18 protein-coding genes are annotated in these 22,135 nt (G+C 32.6%); 6 read left to right on the top strand and 12 right to left on the bottom strand.

Annotation, left to right across the window (positions count from 1 at the left end; all coding sequences use genetic code 11):
* Positions 1–149: 149 nt before the first annotated feature.
* Positions 150–743 (bottom strand): TetR/AcrR family transcriptional regulator, encoded by a 594-nt coding sequence (locus tag ACFSC2_RS18350; protein ID WP_278021119.1) that lies wholly within the window; start codon positions 741–743, stop codon positions 150–152.
* A 576-nt stretch (positions 744–1,319) separates the two neighbouring features.
* Here ACFSC2_RS18350 and ACFSC2_RS18345 point away from each other — a divergent pair.
* From ACFSC2_RS18345 to ACFSC2_RS18335, 3 genes are all read left to right on the top strand, one after another.
* On the top strand, positions 1,320–4,376 hold the full coding sequence (locus ACFSC2_RS18345) for an AAA domain-containing protein (protein ID WP_379815796.1): 3,057 nt from the start codon (positions 1,320–1,322) through the stop codon (positions 4,374–4,376).
* 69 nt (positions 4,377–4,445) lie between these two features.
* Entirely contained in the window at positions 4,446–4,841 is a 396-nt protein-coding gene (locus tag ACFSC2_RS18340) for a type II toxin-antitoxin system HicB family antitoxin (protein ID WP_379815795.1), read from the top strand.
* Positions 4,842–4,901: 60 nt separating this feature from the next.
* Positions 4,902–5,339, top strand: coding sequence for a cupin domain-containing protein (locus ACFSC2_RS18335; RefSeq protein ID WP_379815794.1), 438 nt, complete (start codon positions 4,902–4,904; stop codon positions 5,337–5,339).
* Between the two features lie 205 nt (positions 5,340–5,544).
* On the opposite strand, the gene ACFSC2_RS18330 is transcribed toward ACFSC2_RS18335, so the two are convergent.
* Positions 5,545–5,889 carry a cupin domain-containing protein gene (locus ACFSC2_RS18330; RefSeq protein ID WP_379815793.1) on the bottom strand — a complete coding sequence of 115 codons (345 nt, stop codon included), beginning with the start codon at positions 5,887–5,889 and terminating at the stop codon, positions 5,545–5,547.
* A 268-nt stretch (positions 5,890–6,157) separates the two neighbouring features.
* Entirely contained in the window at positions 6,158–6,955 is a 798-nt protein-coding gene (locus tag ACFSC2_RS18325) for a helix-turn-helix domain-containing protein (protein WP_379815792.1), read from the bottom strand.
* 460 nt (positions 6,956–7,415) lie between these two features.
* On the opposite strand from ACFSC2_RS18325, the gene ACFSC2_RS18320 reads away from it, so the two are divergent.
* Positions 7,416–7,964 (top strand): type 1 glutamine amidotransferase domain-containing protein, encoded by a 549-nt coding sequence (locus ACFSC2_RS18320; RefSeq protein ID WP_379815791.1) that lies wholly within the window; start codon positions 7,416–7,418, stop codon positions 7,962–7,964.
* 205 nt (positions 7,965–8,169) lie between these two features.
* On the opposite strand, the gene ACFSC2_RS18315 is transcribed toward ACFSC2_RS18320, so the two are convergent.
* Together ACFSC2_RS18315 and ACFSC2_RS18310 are read right to left on the bottom strand one after the other, a co-directional pair.
* Positions 8,170–8,721, bottom strand: a complete 552-nt coding sequence (locus tag ACFSC2_RS18315) for a M48 family metalloprotease (RefSeq protein WP_379815790.1) — start codon at positions 8,719–8,721, stop codon at positions 8,170–8,172.
* Positions 8,722–8,773: 52 nt separating this feature from the next.
* Positions 8,774–9,988 (bottom strand): hypothetical protein, encoded by a 1,215-nt coding sequence (locus tag ACFSC2_RS18310; RefSeq protein ID WP_379815789.1) that lies wholly within the window; start codon positions 9,986–9,988, stop codon positions 8,774–8,776.
* 750 nt (positions 9,989–10,738) lie between these two features.
* Between ACFSC2_RS18310 and ACFSC2_RS18305 the strand changes: the two genes are divergently transcribed.
* Positions 10,739–10,972 carry a hypothetical protein gene (locus tag ACFSC2_RS18305; protein WP_379815788.1) on the top strand — a complete coding sequence of 78 codons (234 nt, stop codon included), beginning with the start codon at positions 10,739–10,741 and terminating at the stop codon, positions 10,970–10,972.
* 64 nt (positions 10,973–11,036) lie between these two features.
* Here the strand turns inward: ACFSC2_RS18305 and ACFSC2_RS18300 are convergent, their stop codons facing one another.
* A complete protein-coding gene (locus tag ACFSC2_RS18300; protein WP_379815787.1) occupies positions 11,037–11,582 on the bottom strand; it encodes a hypothetical protein in 546 nt (181 codons plus the stop codon).
* Between the two features lie 364 nt (positions 11,583–11,946).
* Here ACFSC2_RS18300 and ACFSC2_RS18295 point away from each other — a divergent pair, with 364 nt between their 5' ends.
* A complete protein-coding gene (locus tag ACFSC2_RS18295) occupies positions 11,947–12,180 on the top strand; it encodes a hypothetical protein (RefSeq protein ID WP_379815786.1) in 234 nt (77 codons plus the stop codon).
* Between the two features lie 50 nt (positions 12,181–12,230).
* Here the strand turns inward: ACFSC2_RS18295 and ACFSC2_RS18290 are convergent, their stop codons facing one another.
* From ACFSC2_RS18290 to ACFSC2_RS18265, 6 genes are all read right to left on the bottom strand, one after another.
* Positions 12,231–12,698 (bottom strand): hypothetical protein, encoded by a 468-nt coding sequence (locus ACFSC2_RS18290; protein WP_379815785.1) that lies wholly within the window; start codon positions 12,696–12,698, stop codon positions 12,231–12,233.
* Positions 12,699–12,959: 261 nt separating this feature from the next.
* Entirely contained in the window at positions 12,960–13,961 is a 1,002-nt protein-coding gene (locus ACFSC2_RS18285) for a hypothetical protein (protein ID WP_379815784.1), read from the bottom strand.
* Positions 13,958–15,898 carry an AAA family ATPase gene (locus ACFSC2_RS18280; protein ID WP_379815783.1) on the bottom strand — a complete coding sequence of 647 codons (1,941 nt, stop codon included), beginning with the start codon at positions 15,896–15,898 and terminating at the stop codon, positions 13,958–13,960. The genes ACFSC2_RS18285 and ACFSC2_RS18280 overlap by 4 nt, the downstream gene beginning before the upstream one ends.
* 206 nt (positions 15,899–16,104) lie before the next feature.
* Positions 16,105–17,190: an efflux RND transporter periplasmic adaptor subunit gene (locus ACFSC2_RS18275; protein ID WP_379815782.1), complete on the bottom strand. Its 1,086-nt coding sequence runs from the start codon at positions 17,188–17,190 to the stop codon at positions 16,105–16,107.
* Positions 17,191–17,415: 225 nt separating this feature from the next.
* Entirely contained in the window at positions 17,416–20,703 is a 3,288-nt protein-coding gene (locus ACFSC2_RS18270; RefSeq protein ID WP_379815781.1) for an efflux RND transporter permease subunit, read from the bottom strand.
* Positions 20,704–20,715: 12 nt separating this feature from the next.
* Positions 20,716–22,101 carry a TolC family protein gene (locus ACFSC2_RS18265; protein ID WP_379815780.1) on the bottom strand — a complete coding sequence of 462 codons (1,386 nt, stop codon included), beginning with the start codon at positions 22,099–22,101 and terminating at the stop codon, positions 20,716–20,718.
* Positions 22,102–22,135: the final 34 nt, after the last annotated feature.

Genomic DNA, 22,135 nt, shown 5'->3' with positions numbered 1-22,135 from the left:
ATTTAACGGCGTTAAGTAAAAGTCTAAAAAAAGAGTTTTATTACCTCGATTAAATTTTCTAACAGTGTTAAGTGAAGGTTATAAAAAAAAGGATTTTATATTATCCAATTAAATCATTTTACACCGTTAAGTAAAAATTGAAAAAAATATTACTGTATTGATTTGATGATACCGCCAATGGCATCTTTCAAAATTTGGGCATTAATTGTTTCTAAAATGTCACTTTTGTTAATGATATTGATGGCGATTAAACCATGAATAACAGAAAAGAAAGTGAAATACTTTTGTTTTATAATATCCTGACTCGGATTACTGTCTTTCATTACTTCAGCAATAACCTGAGTAAATAATTTGTAAGGTCCCTCCTGAGCCGAACATCGTTGTGCACAGCACGTCATTTGAACACCAAACATCAGCTGATACATTTCAGTATTAGTAAAAGCGAAGTCCCAATACGTCATCCACATGGCTTCTAATTGGTCTTCGGGTTTTTCAAACTTATCGATTGCAACTTGCAGTTCTTTAGTCAGTTTGACAAAACCTTTGCCGGTTAACTCTTCTAAAATTGCTTCTTTATTCGAGAAATATTCATAAATAATAGGAGCAGTATATTCGATTCTGTCGGCAATTTTACGCATACTCAAACCATTCCAGCCTTCTTCTTTTACGATATCATAAGCAGCGCCAAGAATATTATTTCTTGTCTCTTCTTTTTGTCTTAAAATTCGATCTTTGCTAGCCATTTTATTTGAGTATTAAATCGTTTAACACTGTTAGGCAAATGTAGGGCGGTTTTTTGGATTTCAAAATATTTTTATCATAATATTTTCTTATCGTACTATAGATGGTTCGAAAAGGCTTGATTTTGTTGAGGTTTTACTTTTTATTTTTTTTTGAAGCAGTTCATTTTTCGTTTTTAAGAACGTTTTGTCCTGCTCTGCACTGTATCTTTTGTGTTGAACCCCAACACAAAAGGATGCCGTTTCGATCAGGGCTAGACGATAAGGTATTTTTTTTCATAAGAACTTTGTCAAAGTTTATGACTATCAATTTTTAGATATATTATAACAAGATATATTTATACCATACCACCGAAAAGAAATCTTGATACGTAGCTCTTGATAGATTAAATATTGTTTTTTTTAAGTTTTTTTTCGGTTCATACACAAGAACATATATGCGAGGTCAAATGTTTTTTAAAATGTAGTATATTAGCTATATTTTAAATTTTTCCCCGCACAGAATAAATAGCAATTAAAATCTTTTATTCATAATACAGGAATTAGTAATAGAGAATAGAACCTAAAAAAAAGTGAAAATTGAAAAAACGAGATATACTTCAATTTTGGAGGGATGTAGAAATATTTAATCTTCCTGATTTTAATAAAGATGCTGTACCTATAAGCAATGGAGAATTACTCCCTTGGCAACAATTAGTAAAGACGCCTAAGAAGAATTATAAGTGGCGCTATACATTGATTTTTGGAAAAATTGAAAAAAAAATAATTATTGACCATCTTAATACTTTACTTAAAAGTGAGGGAGCAAACGATTGGGAAGAACCGATACAAGGTTTTACTTGCCTTTCTGCATTAATACTAGATGAAGAAGGTCGTCCTCAACAGGATAGCTATGTTACTGCAAGTTATACATTTGGTATCAACATCCTTGAAAACAAAGGAAATCTTGCATCTGTTTCGGAGGATTTGGAAAAAGCAAAAATAGATTTTTTGGAGCGATATAATATTCCTGAAATTACTATTGATAATAATAATGACGTGGACCTTAGAGGCGATATTATCCATTGGAATCATCTAAATAGTGAAATTAATTATCTTGATAAACTTAGTTTATGGCGAAAAGATAAAATCAAAGTTTATCTTTTAGTAGAAGAAGTTCCTAAGGATAGTGAACCTAATTCAAGTTTTTTAAATAGTTTTTATTTGGACGACTTAAATTATCTATCTATTGCTGGAGAAAAAGAAATAAGTATTTCTCTTCAGCAATATTTGACCATAGCACCATCAGAGGGAGATAGAAAAGACCTTATCCAAAATAAAAACAGGTTTTTCGACACTTTAAATCCAAATCAAATTACATCGGGTAGATGGCCTTCTAAAATAGAATACGGGCTTTATGCCGCACAAGTTGGAGCGGTTAACACTATATTTTCTAATTTGCGAAATACTGATGGGCTACAAGGTGTTAATGGACCTCCTGGTACAGGAAAAACGACACTATTATTAGATGTAATTGCTGAAATAATTGTAGAAAGAGCAAAAGTGATTTCTAAGCTAGGTTGTGATAACTTATTTGAAAAGGGATCTAAAAAAATCGAAAAAGAATCTTTTACATTTCATACCTATAATCTAACGCATTTACTGCGAAGAAATTTTGGCATTGTAGTGGCTAGCAATAATAACGCTGCTGTTGAAAATATCAGTAAAGAATTACCTCTTAAAAGTAAAATCGAAGTTTCAGTTTTTCCTGAAGCAAATTATTTTTCGCAATGTACTATGAAACTCATTGAGGATGAAAGTTGGGGAGTATTAGCTGCTGCTCTGGGGAATTCTAAAAATAGAAATACTTTTAGAAAAGCATTTTGGAAACCGGAAAGAGACGAAGATTTAATTGGGTTTCATGATTTACTATATGAAGTTTACAAAGACTCAACAAACGACAAAACACATCTTCATTATGAATCATTTGAACTTCAAAATAAAAAATTCAAATCCTTACTTAAAGATTTTGAGGAATTTAAAAAAATAGCGAGTTCATTTCATCAACAGCTGCCGATCTTTCTTGAAAATGAAAAAAAACTTATTCTGCTAAAAACTGAATTAAAAGAAATTGAAAAGAAATTAGTACTGCTTTCTGAACAAAAAAGAATCGTCGCTGAGAAAGAAAATGAAGTAAAGAAAGATGCTGATAGAGTCCTAGCACTATTGCATTTGCAAACCCAACGCAGGCCTTCTTTTTTCTTCTTGCAAAAAATATTTAAAACCAAGAGGTTTAAAGAGTGGAATATTGAAGCAGAAAAGATCATGAATAACCTTAATTCAATCAATACTGAATTAGAAGAGTTCAAAAGTCAGCTAAATAAAAATAAGGAAGAAGCTTTAGTCCTTCAATCAAATGAGAATAAAAATAAAAAGAGCATATCCCAAATAGATGCATTTTTTATTGAATATCAAAAGCTTAAAAATAATTTGACAAAGAAATATGAAATTGAACCAGAAAATCTTTTTGATAATATGTTTTATGAAAAAGATTTATCAAGTGTTCATCTTTTAACTCCATATCATTCACCTAAAATAGCTAAGCTAAGAAGTGATATATTTGTTACTGCGTTAAATTTGCATAAAGATGCTATTTTAGTCAATGCTAAGAATATTAGAAATAACTTAAATGCTTATTTTGAAATGACCGCAGGATTGGTTAAAGTAGACGAATCAATTGCTCAGAATTTATGGGATACTTTTTTCCTTTGTGTGCCAGTGGTATCTACGACTTTGGCATCAGCAAGCCGTCTTTTTCCAAATATCACCCCACAGCAAATAGGATGGCTACTTATAGATGAGGCTGGACAGGCAACTCCGCAATCTGCTGCAGGCTTGATTCATCGTTCTAAACGGTGTGTGATTGTGGGTGATCCCTTGCAGGTTGAACCAGTTGTTACAATGCCTGAAAAATTAGTTGTAAAATTACGAAATGAACATTCCGTTTCGGTAGATTGGTCACCATACAGAACATCTGTACAACAATTAGCTGATAGAGTTTCACTTTCTGGAACCTATATGGATGTTGGTGATACAGATGAGAAAATTTGGACAGGATTCCCATTAAGAACACATAGACGTTGCGATGATCCAATGTTTTCTATTGCAAATAAAATTGCTTATAGTAATCAAATGGTTAAAGCTGTAAAAACTAACTCCAATGAAAAATTAATTGGAGCATCTTGTTGGTTTGATGTAAATGTGGCAACTACTTTAATCAATAAACATGTTATTAAAGAGGAAATAGAACTTTTGAATTCAAAGATTATAGAACTTAAAAGTACAGGTTATGAGGGAGATATTTACGTGATTTCACCTTTCAAGTCAATAGCTTCTTATTGTAATGAATTTTTTAGAGCACAACCTAAGATATCCTGTGGAACGATACATACTTTTCAAGGAAAAGAAGCTGATATTGTATTTCTTGTTTTAGGTAGCGATCCAAAATCGTCTGGAGCAAGAAACTGGGCTTCAGCAAAACCCAACATGCTAAATGTGGCACTTACAAGAGCTAAAAAGAGATTTTATGTTATTGGAAATAAAAAACTGTGGTCTTCCTGTAATTACTTCAGCACAATGGTTAAAATATTAAATTAAGAATTAGGAAAGGGGCTGGAACAAAAATTGAGAAAACAAATGGGACTTTAGTTCTGTGAAAGTAAAAGTATGAAAACAATTAGAATTATAATTGAAAGAAAAGAAGACGGATTTTGGGGTTATGCCGAAAATGAAGAAGCAATCGTGGGAGGAGGAGAAACAGTACAAGAATGTAAACAAGATGTATTGGATTGTATCGAAACTTTAAAAGAGCTTGATGCTGCAAATAAACCATCTTTTCTAGATAGAGAATATGAATTGATCTACAAATTTGACATTCCAAGTTTGTTAAGCTATTACAAAGGTATTTTTACAAATTCTGCCTTAGAGAGAATTACAGGAATCAATCAGAAGCAAATACAGCATTATGCAACTGGACATCGAACGCCTAGAGCAGAACAGCGTTTGAAAATAGAAACCGCTTTGCATAATTTAGGAAAAGAACTTTTAGCGGTAGAGTTATAATAGTAAAACCACATTACAAACTCCTGTATTCATTTTTTTCGTAACATTACAATAAAAAAAATGAAACCACTAACTATCCTAAAAACCACACTTTCTTTTTTATTTTTCCAACAAATAACCTTTGCACAGGAAACCAAAAAAGAAACCGCATCACCACAATACACTATAGAAAACTGCGTCAATCATTTTGAATTAGACAAAGCCACGAAAACCAAAGTAGGTTATCAATATTGGTTTGGCGACAAAAATTTCACTCAGGAAAATACGCTTAAAATGAGCATTGTCGAACCTGGAAAATCGACACACGCGCCACATCATCATCCTGAAGAAGAATTTTTCTATATTCTAGAAGGTTCCGCTTCTTTTTTCCTTGACGGAAAAACGGTTGTTGTTGGTCCAAATACGAGTTTATACTGCCCGCCAAACGCCGAACACGGAATCAGCAATGCCGGAAATACGAACTTGAAATATTTGGTGATTAAGAAGGATTTGAGATAAATCAATATTCGCAAAGAAATAAATTCCGGAGGAATGACATATTTATAGATTAATTGTACACATCTTTATAAAAGCTCCAGCGGAGCGACATATATTATAAATAATAAGATTTCACCCCGATGGGGCTCTTTGAAAACGTGCATAAATTTATTTCTATAAATATTTCGTCCCGCTGGGACTTTCTACTGAAATTAAATAAAAAGACCTACTTTAAAATCACAACTTCTTCAGGAACAATAAATAATAAAACACAGCCTGTTTTAGAATATACAGAATGTGTACTTCCCGGCGGCATATACAAATAATCACCTTGTTTTAATTCGTCTTTTCCAGAACGGACTTCACCTTCCAAAACATAAATTTCTTCACCTGCGGGATGAATGTGATTTGGGTACGAAGCTCCGGCTTCAAACTTGGATAAAAATGCCTTTGGTCTTTTGGCGATTGGATCAAAACATAAGGCTTTTATAGAAATTCCGTTTGTGTTTACGCCTTCTTCTATAAGTGGTTTCCAATTGATTTCGCTTGTTCTTGTGATTTGCTTTTCCATCTTTATTGCTTTTAAATTGATTTAAATAATACAATACAAAGATGGGAGAGGAACAAATTTTAAAGAATAGAGAATTCTAGAAAAAGCATGTAATTTTTGTTTTAGCACATAGAACATTCCCGATAACTTTCGGATTGAAACTTAAAAAAGGTGTTCCAATAACTTAAATTCAAATAGCGAACAGCTATGTGTGAGAAACAGGTTTCTTTTTTGCATTCTGTTATTCACAAAGAAATCTATGTTTCTATGTGTTTAAAAAAAAGAGCGTTTAATGAGAAAATAAAACATTCTCTTTATAAGCTTTAGGCGAAATATTAGTATGTTTTTTAAAGAAATTCGAAAAATAAAAAGGATCATTAAAACCCAAGGCATACGCGACTTCTTTTACCGAAAGTTTCTCGTAATTAAAAAGACGTTTCGCTTCAGAAATAATTAAACCGAAAATGATGTTTTGGGCTGTTTTATCGCAATGCAATTTTGAAAGTTCGTTGAGTTTAGATTCTGTTGTGCCAATCAAATCGGCGATTTCGGAAACGGAAAGATTCTTTTCGAAGTTTCTCAAAACGGTTTCCAGAAAATGCAGAAACAAAGCATCGGGTTTGTAGATTTCGTCACCCCGGTTGATTTTGGTTCGGTTGATTTCAACGAGAATCAATTCGATTCGGCTGTGAATGGAAATAAGATATTGATACGGTTCTTCAAGTAACTCCTTTGCAATTTCTTCTAATTGATCGATAACGATTTGGCTGTTATCTACCAAGATGATTTCATTCATTGCAAAATGACAAAACAAACCATTATGAAAAATCAATTCCATATCTGTGTCGTCTTTGCAGAAAAAATTATAAGTAAATTCTAAAACATAACCTTGTGCATATTTATTGTTGGTAAAACAATGAATCTGCCCAGAAGTAATGGTTAAAACCGTGTTTGGAATAAGGATATATTCACTTTCATCTACAGAAACCGTGATTTCGCCGGCGGTACAGAAAATCAGGACGTATTTTAAAATACGTCTCGGATTCTGAAGTTCTTCTGCTTCATCAAAAGTTTTTATCGATATCATTTCCTGCATATTATCAAATATAAGAAATTATTTTTTTTGCTGCTAAAATGCTAAAGTGCAATGTTGTTCAAAAGCATAGATGCAGTATTGGTTTGCAATCTTTTACAATTCCAGAGGAATGAAATATTTATAGATTGACAAAAAGCGCCGTACCGAAAGCTCCAGCGGAGCGACATATTGTACATAAGATTTCACCTTGCAATAACTCTTTGAAATGAGGTGATTTTTTTGCTACAAATATTTCGTCCCGCTATGACATTCTCTTAATTTTTTTGGTATAAAATAGCGAACCTAATTCACATGAATTTTATATAATTTCAATTAGATTTTTAATAAAAATCTGTATTTCAATTAATTAACTTTTATTAAAGAAAGGTTTAACATCCTCCGTTTTCTCTGGCTTTCTGAAATAACTAATTTTAAACTAAATCAAATTAATAACGTTTTAATATTTAAAATTATGAAAAAGAATATAGCCATTTTAGCGACAAACGGTTTTGAAGAATCAGAATTATCATCTCCTAAAGCGTATCTGGAAGAGCAAGGGTGGAATGCAGATATCGTTAGTTTGAAATCAGGAACAATCAAATCTTGGAAAGACGGAAATTGGAGCACCGAATATAATGTTGATGTAGTATTAGATCAGGCAAATGAAGCTGATTACGATGCTTTGGTTCTTCCGGGTGGAGTTATAAACCCTGATTTATTAAGAAGAGAAGAAGCTGCGGTAAATTTTGTACGTTCCTTTTTTGAAAGTAAAAAACCAGTAGCCGCTATTTGCCACGGACCACAAATTCTGGTTGATGCAGATGTTTTAGATGGTCGAAAAGTAACTTCGTTTTTCTCTGTTAAAAACGATTTAATAAATGCCGGAGCACAATGGGAAGACTCAGAAGTTGTCGTGGATCAAGGATTGGTAACGAGCCGAAATCCTAATGATTTGCCTGCTTTTAATAAAAAAATGGTAGAAGAAATTAAAGAAGGAATACACGAGCGTCAGAGAGTGTAAAAAAAATATTTTTTTAGATATGTAAAATGGAAAAACCTCGATTTTTTTAGAATCGAGGTTTTTGATTTACTACTCTTTTAGTTCATGAGCGAGACTGTCGAGCTACCTATGATGGATTGTAGTAAATTGTACCAAGTTAGACTTCGACGAGATTTTTAAGAGTATATTTTGATTTTAAATAAACTCCGAGAAGAATGGATATGAATTAAAAACCTTGACTTGCTCGGATATAGCCTTGCGCTAAGGCGTCCATTCTACTTGGAGTGTCAGGATGTGAATTTGTACCAGTATAAGAAAATAATAATCGAAAAGCAGCATGCGCATCATCCAAAGATGGACAACCAAGTTTGTAGAGGACGTATCCAGAAACGTAGTCTGCTTGCAACTCTCGAGTCCATGGATGCATAAAGCTACCATACCATGAGGAATGCATCGAATAATGGTGCCCAACTTCGTGTGCTAAAACAGATATTGGGCCCCAAACATTGTTTTGGTGTAAATACCCTAGGAAATTTGCATTGTAGGTTATGCAACGGTTACCAAATGAATCTGCAAATGCGCAAGCATCAGAAACGCCACTTTGATAAATTGGAATTGTAGTAATTCCTAATACGTAGCAAACTTGCTCGACAACTTGTACGGCAGTAGGTGTTGGATTAATCATATTTGTATCGCAAGCCCCTCCTGAATAAGAACAATAATAAACCTGCGAAAAGCCTGATACACTTAATAACAAAAAAAATATAATATATCTCATAAAATAAATAATTTAAGTGAAAATGATTAAACAAATGTCGCTGGATAATAATTTATATTGACTGAACAAATTTTAAATCATAGAATTTAGGTTTTTTTCCTAATTCTCTGACTCTCATTTTTATAAATTTATTCTTAATTATATTTAGTTCCAAAGTAATAATTCTTTGTTGAGGAATTCCTTTGGTTAATAATTCTGTTTCAACAGCTGTGTTTTTATTTTTTTTATAAGATAATATTTGAACATCTTCTAGATAACTTTCAGTTCCAAATATTTTAATAACACGTTCTGATGAGAAATTGCCACTTCCTGAGATTTGCTTTTGAAATTTATTACCTTCGATAAATTCTAAATTAAATAAATAATTGTTATTTACGAGATTTAAACTAGCCTCACCTACTTTTTGTTTATTGTCAAAAACTTCCCAATTGCCTGTTCCGAAGCTTATATTTAAAATATCATTAAAATAGTTATATGAACTTCGAATTTGTCTAATTGCTTCGTTTTTTTGAGGATTAAAATTTTGAAGTCGTTTTGCATATGTCATAGCACTATCTAGTAATGAATTAGCAAATTCTCGATCATTAAAATTCATATATTCATCATTTGCCCACAAAATAAAAGATTGCATTGAATTATTAGTTGCATATTCTCCAGAATAGGATTTAGTTAGTTTTAAAGCTTTTGACCTATTAGTTCTACTTTTAATTCGATTCTGAGTTTTACCAGGTTGACTATATAGATTTCCGAGGCATCTTAAGACAGTAACTTTAGTGTAATCATCCCTACATTTCTGTAGTGCGATTTCATTTAGTTTGATTGCTTTGTCAGTTTTACTTAACAACTGTAAATATCTTGCACAATCATTAAGTATTGTTGGATCAATATCATTAATAATTACTTTAGTAAGTTTTGGTTCAATATTGGTAGTTAATTGATCAATTTTTGAATAATAAATACCAGATAAAAGATTTTTAGTATTAGGATCAAGGTTTATATTTGATATTTGTTGAAAATATTCCTTTTCATAATTTTTAAAATCTTCAATTGATTTATTTATATCGCTAAGAGTAGATGAGTGTTTGATAGATTTCTTTTCCAGTGTCGTTTTTTTTAGAGTGTATAATGAAATCGAAGTAGTAAATAAGAAAGCAACTAAGCTCAAAATGAAAGGATAATTTTTATACCAAGATTTATTACTCTCAATTTTCTGTATTTTTTGTTTTAAGTCGACTATTTCTTGCTCAATATTATTTAATGTTTCCATGTGAAGTATTTTTAGAATATTGTTTAACTTTTGAAAGTCCCCTTTTTTTTGCTAGAGTGACTACGATGCTTATGAAAGCAGTTTAAATCAGCAAAAAACAATTTTATCTCTACTAAAATATAGTTTTAGTAGGCCGCTACCGATTTTATCTTTTTTAGAAAAGAAATTTACTTATCAAAAGTATCAATTTTATAATCTAAAATAATAAGTATTTATACCTGTTTATTGTGTTGATTATCAATTTTTTAAGCTTAGTTTTTTTTCTGGAAAAAGTATATATACAAAGTTTGTCATTTCGAGGAACTGGACCCGAGCGATAGCGAATAGGCGAAGCAAATCTTAGCAAGTAGCTCCGTAATGTAAATAGCAAATTATTATCAATTTATCTCTACTGTTTCAACAATCTTGTCATTCCGAGGAACGAGGAATCTCCACAAGAAACTTTACAAAGATTGAGAATTATACTTTGTGGAGTTTCTAGTGTTATTTCTCCTTACGTCGAAATGACAAAATGCGATAAATGTCTGCCGAAATATAGATTTAGTATATTTGTTAATGAACATAAAGTTGTTGTAAGAAAAAGAATATAAAATAAAGATTTTTCCTATATTTGCAGTTTTTAAATCTTCACATTAAGAACGCATCAAAATTTGCCCTTGTGCTATGTAGTAAAGCCCCGAAAGGACTTTGACGCCGTGAAGAAGCGTAAGACTGCTAAGGCATGAGGGTTTTTCTTAAATTCTTCACTTTATGAAAACAAACACCCTTTCCAAAGAAGCCGAGACAAGGCTAATTGATTTTTTAAATCCTATTATCGATCCCGAAGATAGGACTAAAATCTTAAAACAAGTAAACTGCATTTTAGCTCTCGGTATCTCGGGACAACACGAAACCCTCCAAATCGGACTAGCAAATTTTGAAGACAATTATTATTGGCTCAATGAATTGGCGGAGATTTTGAATCCTTATTTGAGTGAGGAGTAAGTTTTATAAAATGGAAAAACCTCGATTTTTTAGGATCGAGGTTTTTAGTTTTTGAAAATAGTATTTAATAATCTTCTTCAATAATATTAAAAGATTTTTTCCAGACTCCATCTTTTTTTGTGTAGAGAAATAGACCAGAACTTCCATATGCACCACAACAGCATAAATTAGCGAGGTATACAAATATAGTCTGATCACTTTTAAATAATATTGGATCGGAAATCATAACAACTTTACGATTTATGTCCTGATAAAGACATTCTGGAATATCAGATTGCTTAATTACTTTACGATTATTAAAATCGTCTTCTTTCCATTCGTTTTTATATTGTTTTCGAAGTGCCTTTGCAAAATATTCTAATTCTTCTACTGTAATTATTAAATTTTCCTTCTGATTATTAAAATTGACGATATAAGGTTTTTCAAGAATTGATTTTAATAAATGTTCAACATTTGCCGAATCAATTTTTGCTGTAATAAAAGTTTCTCCCTTATTAAATGCTTCTGTTCTTATAATATCACTTAGAATTTCTCTTTTTCTTGATTCATATCCAAGTTCTTGTGCATTTGAAAGGTAAGAAATCAGTAGAAAAAATGCTAATAGTCTCATTTTTGCCGTTTATTAGTGGAGTGGTTGTGCCTTTCAAAAATATATAAAAATTTCTATCCAATATTGATATATTAAAGATTGGTCAAAACTTTATTTTGATGTTCCTCGAAATGTCAAAAATGCGATAAATACATACCAAAATATAGATTTAGTATATTTGTTAAAGTACATAGAGTAGTTGTAAGAAAAAGAATATAAAATAAAGATTTTTCCTATATTTGCAGTTCTTAAAACTACGACCTTAAGAAAAAAATAGTCTTGCCCTTGTATTATGTGTACGGTATCGGAAACGACCGTAAAGCGCTGTCGTAGGCGTTAGGAACACTTAGATACAAGGGTTTTTTATTCCTAATACTACGACATTATGAGTACAAACACCCTTTCCAAAGAAGCCGAAACAAGGCTGATTGATTTTTTTAACCATATTATCGATCCAGAAGATATGGCTAAAATCTTAAGACAAGTAAATTGCATTTTAGCTCTCGCCGTAATGCGACAACACGAAACCTTCCAAATTGGACTAACAAATTTTGAAGACAATTATTATTGGGTCAATGAATTGGCGGAGATTTTAAATCCTTATTTGAGTGAGGAGTAAAGTTAATAAAATGGAAAAACCTCGATTTTTAAATGAATCGAGGTTTTTATTTAAATGCGATAGTCTTTTTCAAGTAATGATTTTATTTGAGTAAACTCTTCTAGATAATTATCTTTTACTTGGCGGAGATTGTCACCGTAATGGTTTAAAATCATTTCTTGCGAAGGAAGATAATCTAAATTTTTTAAATGATATTTTTTTATTTCGGTTAGTATTTCTTCTAAATTTTCTAATGAAAAATAATTACTGTCTTCATTTACTTTTATAATTATGTTTTCAATATGAGTTATGATACTATTTTTTATTTCATCAGAAACTATAAAGTCATTAAAGTTTAGAAAGGCAAACATGTCTATAAATATATTATCAATGTTTTGCACTAACTCCTTCTGTAGCTCAGTAAAATCTTTATTATCATTTTTAAGTTCATCAAAGAGGAAAATATAAAATACTAACAAAAAACCATCTTTGACCCAAAGCTTCCCATATTTATATTCTAATTTACTTTCAGAAGGCATACATTAATAATTCTAGAATGTTATTTGTTAAAAGCCAAATTTATAAAAAGTTTGCTATTTTCCTAGTAGCTCTTGGCGTAATGCGACAACACGAAACCCTCCAAATCGGATTAGCAAATTTTGAAGATAATTATTATTGGCTCAATGAATTGGCGGAGATTTTGAATCCTTATTTGAGTGAGGAGTAAGGTTTATAAAATGGAAAAACCTCGATTTTTTTTAGGATCGAGGTTTTTTGTATGTTACATAAAGCACGTTTTTTTAAATTAAGTTTAATTGTTTGGCAATATCTTGTGAATATTTTGCCATCGGTCTTTTATGTATATCTGATGCATCAGCATAGTTTCCTACAATAAGTCTATCTAGTATTGATTTATCTGGGAATAATGTTTTAAAACTTTCTACAAGGCTTTTTTTATAAATATCATTATAGACTTTTGCTTTGTGCACAAGTTCTTCTGCGATATCTATCTGAGTATCATAAATACCTTGAATTCCAAACATTTTATTGTACTCATTAATAAATTCAAAACTACCATCTATACTTTCAAAGTGAACTTTTAGGTCCGTGTTTTTCAAAGATAACCAATAATTTAAAATTGACTTTTCATCAATCCAAAATTTAAATTTATCCAAATCATTTAAGTCTTCTGTATATAATTCGAAATTTATGGTATTGTTATATTTTGCGCCATTACAATTTCCGCACACAGGATAAAGATTATAAAAAGAAGTACATAGAAATGGATATTTTGATTTTGAATAAAAATGATCTAATTCTAACTTTGCCAAAACTTTAGGTTTTCTCTTTTTTTCTTTTTTATCATAGAAAGAAAAACTTGTAACTACAGTTAGTTGAGCATTACAATATACACATGTTTTTATTCCTGAAGCTTTAATATATGAATGAAACTCAGAATCTCTTAAATCTTCATATCTCATTGCTTTTATAATTTCTTCATAGAATTTTACTTTTTTACTTGGAGCAAATTGGTTAAGTATAATTCCGTTATCAATTGCATCAAATTCTTTGATTAAGTTTTTTATTTTTGAAGGAGTTGAAGTGATTATATCTGGATAGTCATTAATAATTTTATTTATATATTCTCTATGCTTTTTATGTTTTATCTTTCCCAATTTGTCATGCAAAATTTTTAGTGATTGTTTTGGCGTACTAAAGTTTACATTCCTATTTGCAAATAGATTATTATAAAAAAATTGAACTTTGTCTTCTAATTTTTTATCAATTAAAATTTTTCTCATTCGTCAAATTTTTCAAGTTCCTTTTTTAATTCCTCCATTCTAGAAAGTATTGATTCTTTTGATTTTGATGTAAATTTTTTATCAAATAAGTTCAAAAGACGATCTTTAATGACTTGCTCCCCAATAATATTTATAACTTCAAGTGCACTTTGTTCTGACCAATTTCCTGTTGGCTTTATATTATTTTCCTTTTCTGCGATCTGATCGTCAAAAGTTAAATAATTTATCAAATCAAGTATTTTACTTTTTGCAAACTCACCCATGAATCCTTCATTTAGAAAAAAACTGTCAGCAAGTAATTCGTGAATATTGGCTCCAAATGTTTGTTCTTTTTCAATATTAGAAATTTTAGTATTGTTGTTTTCATCTTTATCTAAAAAAAGAACATTGTTTTGAGGAATATCAGACAATACAAATGGACTATGAGTAGTTAAAATTAGCTGAATTTTTTTATCTTTAAACAATTCGCTTAAGAAAGTAATTATCTTATCAAAGAAAACTCTCTGCCATTCTGGATGAAGAGCTACTTCTCCTTCGTCTATAAATATTACTATAGATTCTCCTTTGATACCATGTGTACGGGTTTCTGAATTTTTAATTTGCTTTCTAGCCCAAAAAAATCTTGAATATAGAGTTAATAAATGCTTTTCTCCAGAACTAAATTGACCATGGGGTTCGTAGGTGAAAATTCTTCTATTATCAAATAATTCATCCATTAAAAGTATTGTCTCATTTAAGATAACTGTATTTTCTGTTATTGGCAATGCTAAAGATCCTAAATATTCGTAAATATTTATTCTCTTTGAATCATATGTATCTGGTAATGGAAGCTCATAATTATTCCAGTTTGCATTATTTATTATTTCAGTTATATTTTTTTTTAAGGTTAAAATACTCTTGTGTATGTCTAGATTTTCTATTGAATCTTTTAATACCTCTTCATATAAAGCATCAACGAAATAATTCTTAGGAAACAAAATTTCTTTATTGATCAAAGTTTGGAATACATTAATAAAGAAAAGCCTAAAGAAAAAAGCTTTTTGTTCTTCTATTGGGAGATTGTAATATTTAACAGATGAATTTTCTCGTTGTGTTGTAAAATATGCTTCAAAGTCATCTGTAATTAAATTTTTTAATAAATTATCTAATTCATCTTGAAGTCCATCCAATGATTTTTTTTTAGGATCGTTTAAATCATCACCATAGAAATTTTGTTTATTAAAAAAGTCATTATTTAAAAGGTATATTTTTATTTCTCTTGGTAAAAAATGGATGTATTTTGTTATTAGTTCAAAATTTAAAATGAAATCACAAATTCTTGAATTTTCCATATCTTGAAATGCATCCAATTGGGTAATTTCAGAATTATTATTTATTGGGTATACATATTTTAAGTTGTATAAATCGTTGTATACAAGCGCTGTGGTCGAAATGTTAACTAAGTTGTTTTGTACTGATACACCTCTAAGATCGAAAGTTGGATTGTAATAAATATATTTATTATTTTCCATTTCATACCATCTTAATCCCTGCTGTCCTTGATCTAAAGGGGCATATTCATACCTTAGTATTTTATATCCTGCCTCAATGAGATTCTCCTCGTTTATAATTTCAATTTCTTTTTGGACAAATATCCAGTGATCAATTATGAGTAGTCCTTCGCTTTTAATATGTGTTTCAAGACTGCCATTCGTTGCATGAGCTAAATTGTAATTTATGAATTCAGTTAAATTTGTTTTGCCTGAACCATTTTTGCCTACTATAGCTGTAACTCCAGATATGTTTTCTTTAAAAAAGTTTTCAGGTGTTTTGATTGACTTTGAAATAGTTAATTCATTATTTATAAATTGAAATTCTTCCTGACTACTATTATTAAGGTTGAATCCTGTATTTTTTATGTTTTTATATTCTTGTATCCAAACAAATTTTAGTTCCATTCTAACACATATATTGAGATTGATTAGCAGATAAAATTAGAGATTATTCCTTAATCAATTTTACGTGAAACCATAATTAATATTAATTAACAAAAAAAGGACAGTTCCCTCCAAAAAAGAGGAACTGTCCTAAGGCAAATTAAATTTGCACTCCAAAGAATGCGTACAGTAATTGGTAATCTACTAAAAAGAAGACTAAACGCAGGTTATTCGTTTATGTGATCGCCCTCTTTAGTTTCTTCGCTGGCAATTTTTACCAGTTTATCTTGTGGGTTTAAATCTCCGAAAATTTCGATTTTATCGTCGATTTCCCTTCCTTTTTTAATGTCAACTCTTGTGGCTTTGTGGTCTACTACTTTTACCACATACAAACCTTCTGCAGAATTTACTACAGCCGTTTTCGGAACTACAAATGTGCTGTCTTTCGCGTTAAGCGGTAATAAAACTTCGGCAACCATTCCAGGCAATAAATTTCCTTTGGTATTGTGAACGTCCATTTCAACTCTTTCAGAACGTAATTTTAAATCTAAAGCGCCAGACATTCTCGTAATTTTTGCTGAGAAAGTTTCTGGTAACGATTTTACATTAAAACTCATTTCGTCGCCCGGATGTAAATAACCTGTGTATAATTCTGGAACAGAAACGGCCAAACGTAATTTGGATTGTTCCTGAATCGTTAATAAAGGCAAATCAGATCCTTTTCCTGCTGGCCCTACAAATGTTCCTAAATTGACATTTCTTGCTGCTACAACACCATCAAAAGGAGCGCGGATTTCTAGATAACCTCTCATAATCGAGATTTCTTTGTGCGCTGCAATTGCAGCTTGATATTGTGCGTAATCAGAATTCTTTTTACCGCTTGCCATTTCTAAATCGTTTTTAGAAATCGTTCCTTCCACCTTGCTCGTTTCGTACAAACGGTTGTAAGTGCTTTTGCTGGTGGCGTAAATCGCTTCCATCGATTTTAATCTCGATTCGGCTGCAGCCAATTGCGAACTGATTTCCGGCGCTTCTAAAACAATCAAAAGCTGTCCTTTTTTTACTTTAGAACCAATATCAACTTTTAAGGTTTTTACAAAACTGCTCACTTTGGCGTACAAATCAACTTGTTGAAAACCCGTTAATTCTGCTGGTAAACGCAATTCTGTAGTCAGTTTTTCTTTCGCCAAAAGGAAAGTTTCTACTTTAGGTTCGATCTCTGGCGTTGCCGTTTCTTCTTTTTTCTTTTCACAGCTTAGTACAGCTAAAGCCGTAAATAATAGTGCTGTAGATTTTATAATGTTACTTTTCATTTTTTGGTTTTATATAATGAATATGTTTTAATCCGTTGTGTGTAATTTTTTTAAACACATAGAAACATAGTTGTTGAAGCTTTAAAAAGGCGTTTCACTAATTTAAATTCACATAGTTGGCTATGTGTGGAAACTTGTTTCTTCTTCTCTCTTTTTTTGTGACATAAAATTCTATGTTTCTATGTGTTTAATTTTTTTAGTTACACGACGATATGACTTTCAACTTTATGACTTTCCAACTTTCGATTTACTGATTGATGAAATATAATGGATGCTTTCTTCGTCTTCAGGATCTAAAGAAACAGATTGTGTCGATGTTTTTTCCTGTGCCCACGCAAATATCTGCGGCAGGATCAATAAAACGGCAAAAGTAGAAAATAATAATCCACCAATAACCGCTCTTCCTAACGGAGAAACCTGATCGCCTCCTTCGCCGTGTCCAATTGCCATTGGCAACATACCCGCAATCATCGCAACCGAAGTCATGATAATTGGACGAAGACGCAACGCAGCCGCTTCACGAGCCGATTCTAAGGCGTTTCCGTTTATTTTACGCAGCTGTTCGGCATTGGTCACCAAAAGTACGGCGTTGGCAATAGAAACCCCAACCGACATGATGATTCCCATATACGATTGTAAATTCAATGTAGAACCTGTAATCGTCAGCATTAACAAAGCGCCTAAAACTACCGCAGGAACTGTCGTTAAGATTACCAACGAAACTTTGAACGACTGGAAATTAGCGGCCAACATTAAGAAGATTACGAAAACGGCAACCAATAACCCCGTTTGTAAACTGCTTAATGTTTCGGTCAATACAGTACTTAGTCCAATTGGCGTTATAAACAAACCACGAGGCAAATCGCCAAGAGAACTAATTGTTTTGCTAACATCTTTTGTAGCCGTTCCTAAGTCGGTCTGGTTGATGTTGGCCGTAACGGTAATGTATGGCATGGCCCCTAAATTGTCATTTTCACCACTTACATAACCGGGTGTAATTTTGGCAACGTCACTTAAAACAGGACGAAGCGAGTTTCTCAATACCGGAATTTCTCCAATATCGGTTTTGCTTTTCATTTTGTTTAAAGGAACTTGAACCTGAACAGAATACGATAATCCTGCTTTTTCATCAACCCAGTTATTTTTTTCGGTATAACGAGAAGATGAGGTCGAAGCCACAAGCGAACGAGAAATATCACTCATATCAACGCCTAATTCGGCAGCACGAGTTCTGTCAATATCGATATTCATAGCCGGATAGTGAATTGGCTGACCAATTTGTACGTCTCTGAAATACGAAATCGCTTTTAGTTTTTCTACAATTTGAGTAGCGTATAATTCATTTTTCTTTTTGTCTTTTCCAGCCACACGAATTTCAATTGGAGTAGGCGAACCCTGACTTAAAACTTTGTCTGTCAATTCGATTGGCTCAAAAGAAACTTTCGTATCAGGTAAGACTTTTTTAATTCTCGCACGTAAGTCATCTTTAAATTCGTCCATATCGGCGTGATAATCTTTCAAACTCACTTGGAAAACCGCTTCGTGAGAACCTGCCATGAACAAATAAATCGGGTTAATCGAGAATAGGGAAGGGTGCTGACCTACATAGACAGATGAAATTCCGATATGTTCTTTTCCGACTTTATTTTCAATTTCTTTTAAAATAGTTCGGGCTTGTTCTTCAGTTCTTTCCAAACGCGTTCCCTCAGGAGCACGCATTCTCAACTGAAACTGACTTGAATTGGTTTTTGGGAAAACGTCTTTCCCGATAAAAGTAATCAACACTACAGCCAAAACAGTTGCCGAAATTAAGTAAACAATACTCGTTGCTTTTTTATGTACAAACAAGCGGTCAAGCGTTCGCATGAAACGAATTCTAAAACGTTCAAAAGCACTTATTTTTCCGTTGTTGTCAGTGTCTTCTCTTTCTACATAACCTTTTTTCTGCGTGATCAGGTTTTGTTCCGATTCCGGTGTTAAACCGCAGTCGTTAAATTCCGCTTCATCATCTGTAATTTCTGGCCCGTGTTCGTGTTTTTCGTGTCTCATCATCCAGTTCGCCATTACAGGAACAAAAGTCTGAGACAATAAGAACGAAATCACCATTGAAAAACCAATTGCCAATGCCAAAGGTAAGAACAACGCTCCAGGAATACCAACCATTGTAAACGCTGGCGCAAATACGGCAAGAATACAAAGTAAGATCAATAATTTAGGCAAAGCGATTTCCTGACAGGCATCCCAAATGGCGAGTGCTTTTGGTTTTCCCATGTCGAGATGCTGGTGAATATTTTCGATCGTAACCGTACTTTCATCCACCAAAATCCCAATCGCCAAAGCCAATCCTGATAAAGACATTAAGTTGATCGTCTGTCCGAATAATTTCAGGAATAAAACCCCAGAAATAATCGAAATCGGAATCGTCATAATTACGATCAAAGCCGCACGACGGTCGCCAAGGAACAGCATTACCATTAATCCCGTTAAAACCGCACCGATAATTCCCTCTGTAATCAAACTTTTTACCGAGTTGATTACATAAACCGACTGGTCAAATTCGTATGATAATTTTACGTCTTCTGGAAGTGTACTCTGAATTTTAGGCAATTCTGATTTTAATTTCTGAACCACATCCCAAGTCGAAGCGTCTCCCGCTTTTGCAATACTAATGTAAACCGAACGTTTTCCGTTTACTAAAGCGTAACCGGCTGTAATATCGGCACCGTCTTTTACAGATGCCACATCGCCTAATTTTAAGTTTTGAACACCGCCTTTGAAGATCGGAATCTGTTCAAAATCTTTAACTTCTTTAATTGTATTATTGGTTGGTGTAATATAGTTTTTGTCGCCCATACGAACGTTTCCTGAAGGAGCAGTTTGGTTGTTCAAACGAATCGCTTCAACAATCTGATCCGGCGTCATATTGTGCGAACGCAGTAAATCTGGATCTACGTTAACCTCAATAGTTCTTGGGCTTCCGCCAAAGGGAGCCGGAGACAATAAACCAGGAATCGAAGTAAACGAAGCACGAACATAAACGTTGGCTAAATCTTGTAATTCGTTGTTTGATCTAATTTTAGAACTCAAAACCAATTGCCCGATCGGCAATGAAGAAGCATCAAAACGAATGATAAACGGAGGTTGTGTTCCCGGAGGAAAAACCGCCTGAATCCTGTTCGAAAGCGCACTTAACTCGGCAGCAGCCTGAGCCATGTTTGTTCCTTCATAATAGGTTAATTTCATAATCATTAATCCCTGAATATTTTTGGTTTCTACTGATTTGATACCATTCGAAAAGGGTAAAACGTTTACGTAGTTTTTGGCAAAATAAGCTTCCATCTGGTCGGGCGTATAACCTCCAAACGGATGCGCAATGTAGATAACCGGCAAATTCATTTTTGGTAAAATATCTACCTTAATGTCTTTGATGGCACCAATTCCGAAGAAAAATAGACCCGCAACCAATACTAAAATGGAAATGGGTTTGCGGAGTGCAAAACGTATTAAATTCATTAGGATTTATAATTAAAATTCATTTATAAATAAGTCAAAATTTCCTGTTGCTGCGACTTTCAATAAGTACGACTGCCACACATTATTATTGACAATATCACGATCGATTTCGGCACGGTTTAAAACATACATCGTTTGTGTTAAATCGGTCAAATCGGTTAAACCGTTTTTGTATAAAGTCGATTTTTGGATGTAAGCTCTTTTTGCAGCGTCTACCTGAATTGGCGCTTCGGCATAATTTTCCAAAGTAATTCTGATCTTGTCTTCGGCAAAATTCAACTGCGATTTTAATTCTCTATCCGCCTGATTGTATTCTTCCTGAATGGCCTGAGAAACAAATTTCTGAGCGCTTACTTGTTTGCTTGAACGGAAAGGTGTCGTTAAATTCCACGTAATTCCAACTCCAACTAAATAGTTAGTACGATCAGGATTTACGCCGTCCCAATAGTTTCTCGTAAAAGCATTTTGATTGGTCGCATAAGACGAATCAAATCCAGAAGCTCTGGTTTGTAAAACTCCAAAAGCGGTCATTGTTGGATAATAGAATCTTTTATACAATTTAACCTGCTGATTGCTGTAATCGATTCTAGTTTTGTATAATTGTAATAATGGGTGAAGGCTGTCTGTTGCAGTTTCTTTTGTTACCAGTTCTTTTGGAATCTGTGTTACAAATAAAGTATCTGCAACAAAATCCTGAGGCGCAACACCCATTAAATCTACTAATTTATTGTTTTGTTCTTTAACGAAGTTTCGAGCTAGATTTAAAGCGATTTTAGCTTTAGAAACTTCGGCTGTAGCCAATGTAGAATCGACTCCGGCCAATAATCCGTTTTTAACTCTTGCTGCAGCGGTCTTTTTGAAAACTTCTGCGCGTGAAAGATTTTTTTGCTGTGAAATCAACAATCTTTGGCTTGCCAATAAATTCAGATAAGCAGCCGAAATTTTGATTTCCTGCTGGAATTTTTCCTGCTGTAAATCTTTTTCTTTAGCCTGAACATCGATTTTAGACAAATTGATTTTTTCCTTTGCTTTTCCGAAAGTGAAAAAATCCCAGTTCATGTTAACTAAATAAAGCGCTCCAAACGCCGAATTCCAGTTTTGTTCAGGAAGAGGTAAACCTGACGAAGCTACTCCTAAACCTCCAAATCCGTAAAGCGGTCCGTTTTGTCCGTTTACAGTTCCGTAATCCTGCTGTGCCGATAAATTAAGGTTTGGCAGATAATCACGGCGGGATTGTTTTAGAGTCTCTTTTGATGCATTGGTGTAATTGTTTTTTGCTCGGATAGAACCGTAGTTTTCAAGACCTATCTTTACAGCTTCTTTTAAAGACAGGGTTTGAGCATAACCGATTGAGGCAAAAATCAATAAAAATAATAAGGTAATTTTTTTGAAATACATAAACTCAAGGTGTGATATAGAATATTTTTTGATG

It is taken from the genome of Flavobacterium artemisiae (assembly GCF_042678225.1).
Lineage (GTDB): Bacteria > Bacteroidota > Bacteroidia > Flavobacteriales > Flavobacteriaceae > Flavobacterium > Flavobacterium artemisiae.
The sequence above is the reverse complement of the archived record's forward strand: the minus strand, read 5'-3'. Positions and strand labels throughout refer to the sequence as shown.